The sequence below is a fragment of the Dongia soli genome, assembly GCF_034044715.1.
Lineage (GTDB): Bacteria > Pseudomonadota > Alphaproteobacteria > Dongiales > Dongiaceae > Dongia_B > Dongia_B soli.
In genome coordinates this window covers 16,562-28,195 of the sequence record NZ_JAXCLW010000003.1, presented here as the reverse complement: position 1 = coordinate 28,195, position 11,634 = coordinate 16,562, and the positions used below count along the sequence as shown (strand labels likewise).

10 protein-coding genes are annotated in these 11,634 nt (G+C 58.9%); all 10 read left to right on the top strand.

Features of this window, described 5'->3' with window-relative positions:
- The first annotated feature begins 19 nt into the window (after positions 1-19).
- The 10 genes from SMD27_RS12315 to SMD27_RS12270 all read left to right on the top strand — a co-directional run bounded on the left by SMD27_RS12315 (position 20) and on the right by SMD27_RS12270 (position 11,472).
- Positions 20-2,119, top strand: coding sequence for an oxidoreductase (locus SMD27_RS12315; RefSeq protein ID WP_320508705.1), 2,100 nt, complete (start codon positions 20-22; stop codon positions 2,117-2,119).
- Between the two features lie 80 nt (positions 2,120-2,199).
- Positions 2,200-3,501, top strand: a complete 1,302-nt coding sequence (locus SMD27_RS12310) for an NAD(P)/FAD-dependent oxidoreductase (protein ID WP_320508704.1) — start codon at positions 2,200-2,202, stop codon at positions 3,499-3,501.
- Complete coding sequence (locus tag SMD27_RS12305; RefSeq protein WP_320508703.1) at positions 3,498-3,734, top strand: hypothetical protein; 237 nt, start codon at positions 3,498-3,500, stop codon at positions 3,732-3,734. The genes SMD27_RS12310 and SMD27_RS12305 overlap by 4 nt, the downstream gene beginning before the upstream one ends.
- 27 nt (positions 3,735-3,761) lie before the next feature.
- Entirely contained in the window at positions 3,762-5,087 is a 1,326-nt protein-coding gene (locus tag SMD27_RS12300; RefSeq protein WP_320508702.1) for an aspartate aminotransferase family protein, read from the top strand.
- Between the two features lie 30 nt (positions 5,088-5,117).
- Positions 5,118-5,798, top strand: coding sequence for a 3-oxoacid CoA-transferase subunit A (locus tag SMD27_RS12295; protein ID WP_320508701.1), 681 nt, complete (start codon positions 5,118-5,120; stop codon positions 5,796-5,798).
- A gap of 15 nt (positions 5,799-5,813) precedes the next feature.
- Positions 5,814-6,476: a 3-oxoacid CoA-transferase subunit B gene (locus SMD27_RS12290; protein WP_320508700.1), complete on the top strand. Its 663-nt coding sequence runs from the start codon at positions 5,814-5,816 to the stop codon at positions 6,474-6,476.
- Positions 6,477-6,491: 15 nt separating this feature from the next.
- The gene (gene pcaF, locus SMD27_RS12285) at positions 6,492-7,694 is read left to right on the top strand and encodes a 3-oxoadipyl-CoA thiolase (RefSeq protein ID WP_320508699.1); all 1,203 of its coding nucleotides are present in this window, start codon (positions 6,492-6,494) and stop codon (positions 7,692-7,694) included.
- Between the two features lie 247 nt (positions 7,695-7,941).
- Positions 7,942-8,922, top strand: a complete 981-nt coding sequence (locus SMD27_RS12280) for an ABC transporter permease (protein ID WP_320508698.1) — start codon at positions 7,942-7,944, stop codon at positions 8,920-8,922.
- Entirely contained in the window at positions 8,919-9,806 is an 888-nt protein-coding gene (locus SMD27_RS12275) for an ABC transporter permease (RefSeq protein ID WP_320508697.1), read from the top strand. Before SMD27_RS12280 ends, SMD27_RS12275 begins: the two co-directional genes overlap by 4 nt.
- A gap of 4 nt (positions 9,807-9,810) precedes the next feature.
- Positions 9,811-11,472, top strand: a complete 1,662-nt coding sequence (locus SMD27_RS12270; RefSeq protein ID WP_320508696.1) for an ABC transporter ATP-binding protein — start codon at positions 9,811-9,813, stop codon at positions 11,470-11,472.
- Positions 11,473-11,634: the final 162 nt, after the last annotated feature.

Sequence of the window (11,634 nt, the reverse complement as noted above, 5' to 3'; positions counted from 1 at the left end):
TCATCTGTCAGGGGCGCCAATGAACACCATGGATGTGTCCGCCAAGGCCGAGATCGGAAGCACGCGGGACAGCCGGTTTGACATTCTCTTCGAACATGTTCACATCGGCCCGCGTATTGCCAAGAACCGGTTCTACCAGCCGCCGCATTGCAATGGCATGGGCGGTCTCCGGCCCCAGGCCCATGCGGCAATGCGCGGGATGAAGGCGGAAGGGGGATGGGCGGTCGTCAATACCGAGCACTGTTCCATCCATCCGACCTCTGATCTGATGCCGGAAGTCCTGCATACGCTATGGGACGATGGCGATATTCCGCCTCTGGCCTTGATGTGCGATGCGGTCCATGAGCACGGCGCCCTGGCAGGGGTCCAGCTGGCTTATGCGGCTTATTACAACGCCAATAAGCTGACACGCGAAGTGCCGATGGGGCCGATTGCACGGCCGGTGGACGGGTATTTCCCGGTCCAGGTCCGTGCGATGGATTTGCAGGATATCCGAAACCTGCGCGGCTGGATGCGCGCGGCGTCACGGCGTGCCGTCCAGGCCGGCTTCGACATCGTCAATGTCGATGCGAACTTCTCGACCATCGCCTTTCAATTTCTCTCGCCCCGCAATCAGCGTACCGATGAATATGGCGGCTCCTTGCGCAACCGAGCCCGGCTGCTGAAAGAGCTGATCGAGGAGGCGCGCGAGGGCGTGAGGGGCGAATGCGCCGTATCGGTGCGGCTCATCATCGACGAGCTGTGCGGTGATGTCGGCCTGCAGGTCGAAGATGAAGGCTTGGCCGTCATCGAGATGCTGTGCGATCTTCCCGATCTCTGGGATGTCGTCGTCGGCACCTGGGCGGATGATTCGCCGACATCCAGATTCGCCGGTGAAAACGAACACGAACCCTTCGTGAAGCGGATCAAGTCGGTTACCAAGAAACCGGTCGTCGGTGTCGGCCGCTTCACCTCGCCTGACACCATGGCATCGCTGATCCGGCGCGGCATTCTCGATATGATCGGCGCCACGCGGCCGTCGATCGCCGACCCTTTTATTCCAAGGAAGATCGAAGAAGGCCGTTACGAAGATATTCGCGAATGCATCGGCTGCAATATCTGTGTCTCCAGCCACTATATGATGGCCAATCTGCGCTGCACGCAGAACCCGACCATGGGCGAGGAGTGGCGCAAAGGCTGGCACCCCGAAAAGATGCAGCCGAAAGCCTCGGACAAGCATGTTCTCGTCGTCGGTGCCGGGCCGGCCGGGCTGGAATGCGCAAGAGCGCTCGGCGATCGCGGCTATGCCGTGACGCTTGCCGAAAAGTCACGCCAGCCTGGCGGCCGCGTCACGGCAGAATCGGCTCTGCCGGGCTTGCGGGAATGGGGCCGGGTGCGGGATTGGCGGGTCACCCAGCTGCAGAAAATGCCCAACGTGCGGATTTATCTGGAAAGCGATCTCGGCGTCGAAGACTGCCTGGGTCTCGATGTTGACCATATCGTACTTGCCACCGGCTCGACTTGGCGGCGTGATGGTCTCGGTCGTTTGCGCAACCGGCCGTTGGAAAACACGTCAACATTGCCGATCTTGACACCGGATGACATCATGGCCGGCCGGTCCGTGAGCGGCTCGGTCGTCATCTATGACGAGGACCATTATTATATGGGCGGGGTTATCGCTGAAAAGCTTGTGCAGATGGGCTGCAAGGTGACACTGGTAACATCGGCGCCGGAGATTTCTGCCTTCTCGTACAATACGCTGGAATTGCCGCGCGTGGCACGGCGCCTGGACAGTTTGGGCGTTACCGTGCTGACCCACCACCTGCTGTCGGGCCTCGATAGCCAGGGGCCGCGCTTTGCCCATATCCATACGGGCCGCGCCGCCGAGATTGCGGCGGATGCCATTGTGATGCTGACCGCGCGGCAATCCAATGACGCGCTCTATGAGCCGCTGCTCCAGGCCATCGGTAAGGAGAAACGGGATAGAGACATCTCTGTCAGCCGCATCGGCGATTGCCTCGCACCCGCCGCTATCTATCACGCTGTTTATGCTGGCCATCGCTTCGCGCGGGAATTCGAGGAAGCGATAGAAGAAGTCCCGTTCCGCCGTGAGCGCATTTCGCTGCAGAGCCGGGATTGATACGGCGAGTTCAAACATCCACACATTCTTGGGCGAAGATGGCAATGCTAGGCGATATCACTCAGAAACGGCTGACCGATATGAAGACGGAACCATATTGGTGGGATCTCGCCCGGCCGGTGCCGATTGCCGCCGAGACCTTGCCCACGAGGGCGGATGTGGTGATTGTCGGATCAGGCTATACCGGCCTTTCGGCTGCGCTGCTTTTGGCACGTGCGGGTCGCCATGTCATCGTTCTCGACAAGGAAGATCCCGGTTTCGGCGCGTCGCGGCGCAATGCGGGCTATATCGGGCGCACGCTGAAGAAAAGTTTTCCGTCGCTGATGAAAAGCCACGGCGAGGCTTACGCCCGGGCCGTCTATCACGAGCTGGATGCTGCACTGAAATATGTGCGCAGCCTCGTGAAAGAGGAGAATATCGAGTGCCACATCGCGCAGCCCGGCCGCTTCATCGGCGCAACCTCACCCACGCATTACGAAGCGATGGCGCAGGATTACGAGATCACGCGACGATATATGGGCTTCGACTATCACATGGTCCCGCGTTCAGACCAGCGCCAGGAGCTGGCGACCGACCGCTATTATGGCGGGGTCGTCATTCCCGATCTCGGCTCGCTTCATCCAGGACTTTATCACAAAGGTTTACTTGAACGCGCAATGCAGGCGGGCGCACAAGTAGCAGGCCGTACCGAAGTCCAGGCGGTTGAAGGCCAAACGCCGGATATCAAGGTCAGCACCTCCCGCGGTATCATCACGGCAAAGAACGTGATCATCGCCACGAATGGCTACACGCCGCGGCAGTTTCCCTGGCATGCGCGCCGGGTCATTCCCTTCACCGGCTACATGGCCGCGACCGAGATCCTGCCCGAGGAACTGGTGGGGACTTGTATTCCGCATCGACGCACGGTTATCGACAGCAATCTTAACATCGACTTCGTCCGACCCGCGCCAGATACACCCCGTATCCTGCTCGGGGGATCGACCGGATCGCGATTGACGACGACGACAGAGATGGCGAACCGGCTGCGCGAAATCATGCTGCGGGTCTTGCCGGGTCTGAAAGACGTGTCCTTCAGTCATGTCTGGTCGGGTCAATGCGCAGGCACCTTCGACATGATGCCGCATCTTGGCATGCGCGACGGCATCTGGTTCGGGCTTGGCTATAATTTCGCCGGCGTGCCGATGGGCACCTATTTCGGCAAATTGATCGCCAATCAGATTATCGGCAAGGACACGAAGCCGTCGGTTTTTTCCCAGGGAAAAGTGCCGACCATGCCTTTCTATCACGGCAATCCGTGGTTTGTGCCCTATGCCATGCGCTATTTCGACTGGCAGGACCAGCGTATCGCCCGGCAAGGCGCGCGACAGGGAGGCCGCCAATGAGCCGCGACTTTGTTTTCCGGCGAAGCTGGGGCGAGCGGCTTTCGACCGGCGTTTTCACCGGTTATACCTATTCCGGCCATGCCGTGAGCTGCGCTGCCGGCCTTGGGGTGATGCGTCTGCTGAAGGCAGAACGTTCGGTCGATGAGATTGCCGCGGCTGGCAACTACCTGCTGGCCGCTGCGAAGGACAAGCTAAAACAGCCGATCGTGGGAGAGGTCGGTAAAACCTGCTGATGAACCGCAAGCTGAAGAGTTCATATAATGGATAATGCCAGCATCATGCCATCGGCGAAGTCGGCGCTTCTTTACGAACGTGCCTTGAAAGTGCTGCCCGGCGGCAATACTAGGACGACCGTCTTCTTCAAACCGCATCCGCTCTATGCGCAGAAAGGCGATGGTTGCCGCATCACCGACGTCGATGGGACCGTCCGGATTGATGCCATCAACAACTTCACCTCGCTGATCCACGGCTACAATCACCCTGCCATCAATGCCGCGGTCACAGAGCAGCTCGCATCCGGCATGTGCTTCGGATTGCCAACCGAAGCCGAAATAGATCTGGCCGAACTGCTTTGCGATCGGGTCGAGAGTGTGGAACAGGTGCGCTTCATGAATTCCGGCACTGAGGCTGTCATGACGGCCATCAAGGCCGCGCGGGCCTATACCGGCCGCCCGATGATTGCCAAATGCGAAGGCTCCTATCACGGCACCTATGATTTCGCGGAAATCAGCGAAGGTGCATCGCCCGACAGGTGGGGCGAGCGGATCCGGCCGCAATCGGTCGCCAGCAGCCTGGGTACGCCGCAAGGGGTTTTGAGCGATGTGCTGGTCTTGCCCTTCAATGATGTTGAGGTCTGCGAAAAGCTGTTGCTGGAACATGCCGAACGTCTCGCTTGTATCCTGATCGATCCCATGCCGAACCGTGTCGGCCTGATCAAAGCCAGTCCGGACTATCTCGCGATGTTGCGGCGCGTTGCAGATAAGATCGGTAGCCTGTTGGTCTTCGATGAAATCATCGCCTTTCGGCTCGGCTATAACGGCGCTCAAGGCGCGGGATCCGTCAAACCGGACCTGACGACTTTTGGGAAAATCATTGGCGGTGGTTTTCCGGTCGGCGCGCTGGGCGGGAATGCCGATATCATGGCTGTCTTCGACCCTCGGCGGGGCAAGCCATCAGTTCCGCATGGCGGCACCTTCACCGCCAATCCAATGACCATGGTCGCGGGTCAGATCGCGTTGCGGCTCCTGACGCCCGAATCATTCGACTATCTGCACCGGCTCGGCGAGCAATTGCAGAACGGTATCGAAAAGATTTTCAAGACGCAGGGAATCGACGGACAGGTGACCGGAGCAGGGTCGCTTCGGCGCATCCATTTTGGATCGGCGCGGCTGCATGATTACCGATCGTCTTATGCCGACGGCGCCAAGCAACAGCGCATGACCGCGCTGCATCAGGCAATGTTGCGCAACGGTATCTTGATGGCACCGACCGGCTTGATGGCCTTGTCGACGCCGATGACAGGCGATGATATCGGCGAGATCATCGATGCTTTCGGCAAGTCACTTTCGTCGGTCGCAGCGTCATAGCGACAGGCTTCGGTTACAAGTGGGGGTTCTGTGATCAACAAAATCGTCAAGACCATGGCCGAGGCCATGGAGGGCATCAAGGACGGTTCGACGGTTCTGATCGGCGGCTTCGGGGCCGTGGGCCAGCCCGCCCTTCTGATCGAAGGCCTGATCGAGCAGGGCGCCTCGGATCTCACCATCGTTGCCAATAATGCCGGTACCGGTCGCGCCGGGCTCGCCCGTCTGATGGAGTTGGGTCGCGTCAAAAAGATCATCTGCAGTTTCCCGCGCAGTGCGGGTTCCGTTGTGTTTGAAGAACTTTTCAAGGCCGGGAAAATCGAGCTCGAAATCGTCCCGCAAGGCACTCTAGCGGAACGGATGCGGGCCGCCGGCGCCGGCATTCCGGCCTTTTATACGGCAACCGCTGTGGGGACCAAGCTTGCCGCCGGGAAACCTGTGCAGGAATTCGACGGGCGCAGCTATGTCATGGAGCGCGCTTTGCCGGGAGATGTCGCCTTGGTGGAAGCCTGGCGAGCCGATCGGTGGGGCAACCTCACCTACCGATCGAGTGGTCGAAATTTCAACCCAGTCGTGGCAACGGCGGCGAAACTGACGATTGCCCAATCGCAGCATATCGAAGAGCTTGGTGAGCTCGATCCCGAAATCGTCGTCACGCCGGGTATCTATGTAAAACGTGTCATACATCTGCCTTACGGCGATCCGAAAAGCTGAGGAGCGGCTAGAGCGATGACGGAAAAGGACTGGCAGCCGCTATCACGCGGTCAGATGGCGGCCCGTGTTGCCCGCGATATTCCCGAAGGATGGTATGTCAATCTCGGAATCGGCATTCCGACCTTGATCGCCGATCAAGTGTCCGGCGATCGGGAAGTCATCTTTCAGTCAGAGAACGGCATCCTGGGCATGGGGCGAGCTCCGAACCCGCAGCATGTCGATCCCTGGCTGATCAATGCAGGCAAACAGCATGTGACCTTGCAACCGGGTGGCGCTTATTTCCATCATGCCGACAGTTTCGCCATCATCCGCGGCGGTCACCTGGATCTCTGTGTGCTTGGCGCTTTTGAAGTGGCCGAGAATGGTGACATCGCCAATTGGGCGACCTCGGAAGCAGATTCAGCGCCGGCTGTCGGCGGTGCGATGGATCTCGCTGCTGGGGTGCGACGCCTATGGGTTGTCATGGAGCATGTCACGAAAGAGGGGAAGCCGCGCCTCGTCAAGCGCTGCTCTTATCCCTTGACGGCGCTGAAGGCGGTGCACCGCATCTATACCAATCTCGCCGTCATTGACGTGGCGGTCGAAGGCTTCCGTGTCAAGGAGACGGTACCCGGGCTGAGCCTCGAGTCGCTGCAAAACATGACTGAAGCGACGCTTATCGATGATCGCGCAAACTGACCCAGGATAGCCATCATGACCGAAGCGTATATTTGTGATTATATTCGCACGCCGATCGGGCGCTATGCCGGCATATTGCGCGACATGCGCCCGGATGATCTCGCAGCACATGTCGTGGCTGCCTTGACGGAGCGCAATCCGTCGGTGGATTGGGAGACGGTCGACGAAGTGGTGTTCGGCTGCGCCAATCAGGCAGGTGAAGATAACCGCAACGTCGCGCGTATGGCAGTGCTGTTGGCAGGCTTATCGCCGTCTATTCCAGCCTCGACGGTGAACCGGCTTTGCGCCTCCGGCATGGATGCAGTCGCGTTGGCGGCGCGCGCCATCAGATCCGGGGAAGCCGATTTGGTCATTGCCGGCGGGGTTGAGAGCATGACGCGTGCGCCGCTGGTTATGGCGAAGGCATCGGAAGCCTTTTCCCGTCAGATTGAAACCTTCGATACCACGATTGGCTGGCGTTTCGTCAATCCGCGGATGAAGGCGGCATATGGCATCGATTCAATGCCGGAAACCGCTGAGAACGTCGCGGCAGAATATGCCATCAGCCGAGAGGACCAGGATCTTTTCGCCTTCCGCTCGCAGCAACGAGCGCAGCAGGCGAAGACAGCGGGTTTCTTCAGCGGGGAGATATCACCGGTCACAATTGAGCAAAGGAAGACATCGATCACCGTTTCTGATGACGAACATCCGCGTCCGGAGACCACATTGGAGAGCCTGGCGAAGCTGAAGGCACCGTTCCGAGCCAATGGCACGGTAACGGCAGGGAATGCGTCAGGCGTGAATGATGGCGCCGCTGCGCTGATCATCGCGTCCGAAGCCGCTGTCAAACGTTTTGGCCTTGAACCCAAAGCCAGGATAAGCCGGTTCGCGGTCGCAGGGGTGGAGCCGCGCGTCATGGGAATCGGACCGGTTCCGGCGGTGCGTCGGTTGTTGGAAAAACAGGCATTGCAGATCAGCGATATCGACCTGATTGAGCTGAACGAAGCATTCGCAGCCCAGGCCCTCGCGGTCATGCGCCAGCTGGGACTGCCCGATGATGCGCCACAGGTGAATCCAAATGGCGGCGCCATTGCGCTTGGCCACCCGCTCGGCATGAGCGGTGCTCGCCTGATCGGGACGCTGGCTCGGTCCTTGACCGGCTCTCAACGGAAGCGTGGCATCGCGACGATGTGCGTTGGCGTTGGGCAGGGCACCGCTATGCTTATTGAACGAGCGTGAAACCAGTCGAGAATGCAAGCGCGCCTGACCGCTAGGAGAGAATGGTCCTAAGTGCTGGCGCCTTCGGGCAAATCAAAAGGCTTATGCGTTGACATCAAAGTCGAATGGGCATTACGATTTTCAATAACGGAACAAAAAACCGAAAAACGGAACGAGGGAGGAGTGGGAGTGCGAGCGGCCGCAGGGCTGCGCTGAGCCAGATAATGGCTGAGCGCGAGGATGGACCGCTGCGATCCCGAAATCGCTGATGAACCCAGTTCTCAAGATTGTCCTGCAACGGCTAGGCTTGGGCGTGTTGACGCTGATTGCAGTATCGGCCATCATTTTCTCCGCCATTCAAATGCTGCCTGGTGATTTCGCATCGGCGATTCTGGGGCAGTCGGCCACACCGGAAACCGTGAAGGCTTTTCAACACCAGATCGGCTTGGATAAGCCAGCTCCGCAGAGATATTGGGAATGGATGGCAGGTGTTGCACACGGAGATTTCGGCTCCTCTTTTTCGAGCGCCGGCAGTCTGGGCGGCGGGCATGACCGAGCAGTCACGGACATTATCGTTCCGCGCTTGAAGAACACCTTGATACTGGCGAGCCTCGCGGCGGTCATCGCCGTTCCTTTAGCGCTCTTGCTCGGCGTTCTCGCAGCGCTCTATCGCAACAGCTTTTTCGATCGCTTTGTCAATTCGTTCTCCTTGGCGTGGATCTCCTTTCCGGAATTTTTCATTGCCTATATTTTGATGCTGTATCTGTCAGTGAAGTTTCAGTTCTTGCCGTCCCTGGCCAGCGTCTCCAGCGACTCCGGAATCGGCGACTATCTTGTCAAATGCGCCTTGCCGGCGATGACCCTGGTGTTGGTCACGCTGGCCCATATGATGCGCATGACCAGGACGGCGCTCGTCAATCTCATGTCGACGCCTTATGTGGAAATGGCGCGGCTGAAGGGCGCCAGCCGGTTTCGCCTTATCTGCTTTCATGCCTTGCCTAATGCCTGGGCACCAATCGCGAATGTGATCGCCCTGAATCTGGCCTATCTGATCGTCGGCGTTGTCATCGTGGAAAATGTCTTCGTCTATCCCGGCATCGGCCAGTTAATGGTCAGCGCGGTGGCCAGCCGGGACATCCCTGTGGTGCAGGCTTGCGCGCTGATCTTTGCGGCGACGTACATCCTGCTCAACCTGACTGCCGACATCATCGGCATCGTGACCAATCCAAAACTATTGCACCGCCGATGATTGCTGAAGAAAAAGTCATGACCATATCCAAAGCGGCAGGTCCCGCGGGAACGCATTGGCGGAGAGTATGGCGGCACGTAAGGAAGGCCCCGTTATCGGCTTGGATCGGCATTGTTATCGTGCTTGCCTATCTGGTGGTTGCCTTGTTCGCACCGTGGATCGCACCGCATGGCGAAACTGAGGTTGTCGGTGGCCAATACGATCCGTGGAGCGACGAATTCCTGCTCGGCACCGATCAGCTGGGCCGCGATATGCTTTCACGTCTGATCTTTGGTGCGCGGAACACGATTTCCGTCGCACTGATGACGACCTCCATTGCCTTCGTGCTAGGGACGGGGCTGGGACTGCTTGCAGCGACGGTCGGCGGATGGGTGGACCAGCTTTTCAGCCGCCTCGTCGACGTCATCATGGCCATCCCGCAATTGATCTTCGCGCTGCTGCTCCTGTCGATCTTCGGCACTTCAGTCGTCAATCTGGTCCTGATCATCGCTGTTCTCGATTCAACGAGATTGTTTCGGGTGTCGCGTTCGGTGGCGCTGAATATCACCGTCCTCGACTTTGTCGAGGCCGCCAGGCTGCAAGGCGAGGGCACCATCTGGATCATGGTCAGGGAGATCCTGCCCAATATCCTGGCACCGATCATCGCCGAGTTCGGCATGCGATTCTGCTTTGTGTTCCTCACCATCGCGGCCCTGTCCTTCCTCGGGCTTGGCATCCAGCCACCGACGGCGGATTGGGGGTCGATGGTTCGCGAAAATGCGACGCTCATAAACTATGGCGATATCACGCCGTTGTTGCCAGCCGGCGCGATTGCGCTGCTGACGATTGGGGTCAATTTCGTCGTCGACTGGTTCTTGCATATCACGAGCGGACTGAAGGAATAGACAGATGCGCAAGCCTGCGTTCGACGAGGCCGGTCCGCTACTTGAAGTGAGGGACCTTCGCGTCGAGGGACAATCCGACGATAGCTGGCATGAGATCGTCAAAGGTGTCAGTTTCGATCTCAAGCGAGGCGAAGTTCTGGGCCTGATCGGAGAATCCGGAGCCGGCAAGTCGACCATCGGCCTTGCATCGATCGGCTATGTTCGGCCGGGCTGCCGGATCAAATCGGGGCAAGTGCGATACAAGGGCATAGATCTTGTTTCTGCACCGGAACGCCACAAGCGCGCTTTATGGGGTGCGGAACTGGCTTATGTCGCGCAATCCGCCGCGGCCGCCTTCAATCCGGCCCACCGCCTTATCGAGCAATGCCAGGAGCCGGCAATCATCCATGGAGAACGCAGCGAGAAGAAGCTGCGCGATAAGATTGTCGGCCTTTTTCGGAAGCTTTCTCTACCGGAGCCCGAGGAGATTGGCGAGCGATACCCGCACCAGCTTTCGGGCGGCCAGTTGCAGCGCGTCATGACGGTTATGGCGATGTCATGCCATCCAGGCTTGCTGATCTTCGATGAGCCGACGACCGCACTCGATGTCACGACGCAGATCGAAGTGTTGGCGACGATCAAGCAAATCGTAGATGAATTCGGTGTCGCAGCGATTTATATCACCCATGACCTCGCGGTCGTTTCCCAAGTGGCGGATCGAATCATCGTTCTGCGCTATGGCGAGATTGTCGAAGAGGCGTCAACGAGGAAAATGCTGGCAGCGCCGGAAGCCGCTTATACCAAAACGCTATGGGCGGTGCGGAAGCTCGACAAGCAAGAGAATCTGGCGGCGAAGCCGATTCTGCAGCTGCGCGATATCGATGCCGGCTATGGAAGATCACTTAAGGTCCTCGACCAGATCAATCTTGACGTTCCGCGCGGGCGGACCGTTGCGGTGGTCGGTGAGTCCGGATCGGGAAAGTCGACGCTTGCCCGGACCATTATGGGATTGCAACCGGCTTTTGCCGGCACCATCGAATTCGATGGTGTGGCGCTGCCGTTCGCCTTCAAACAGCGATCAGTACCGCTACACAGGCGTATCCAGATGATTTATCAGTCGCCGGATACCGCGTTGAATCCTCGGCGCCGGGTGCGGGATATTTTGTGCCGGCCGTTGCACCGCCATCTGCACCTTTCCGCCGAGGCGCGCCGTCAGCGCGTTGCCGAGCTGATGTCCATGGTCGAGCTGAACACGCGGCTATTGGAGCGTCTCCCATCCGAGTTGTCCGGCGGCGAGAAACAGCGGGTCTGTATAGCCAGGGCATTGGCTGTCGAGCCGGAGCTCATCATCTGTGATGAGGTGACCTCAGCCCTGGACCAGATTGTCGCAGAAGGCGTCCTCAAGCTGTTGCTGCGGCTGCAGCAGCAGATCGGCATCACCTATATCTTCATCACGCATGATCTGGCGACCGTCCGGGCGATCTCCGATTGGATTGTCGTCATGCATCGGGGCAGGATTGTCGAACAAGGACCGAAAAGTCAGATCCTTACGCCGCCGCGACATCCATATACGGAGCTGCTTTTCTCCTCGATGCCGGAGATGGATCCCGCCTGGTTGCCGCGCGTGCTCCAGAAAAGGCAGACGGGCGGCGCCGCTCAGGGCGCATCAGTTGAAATGTCGATTTGAGGGGAGAAGTTGCGATGGGTCAGGCTGTGGTTAGCAACGCGGCGGAACCCGCCAATGCAAGAAATGGCTTACGCCCATTTCAATGAGTCGAAAATTCTTCTGGATGCGAAAGATTCGAACTACGCATCCTGACCGAACTAGGTCGCTGCCCAGGTCGGCACG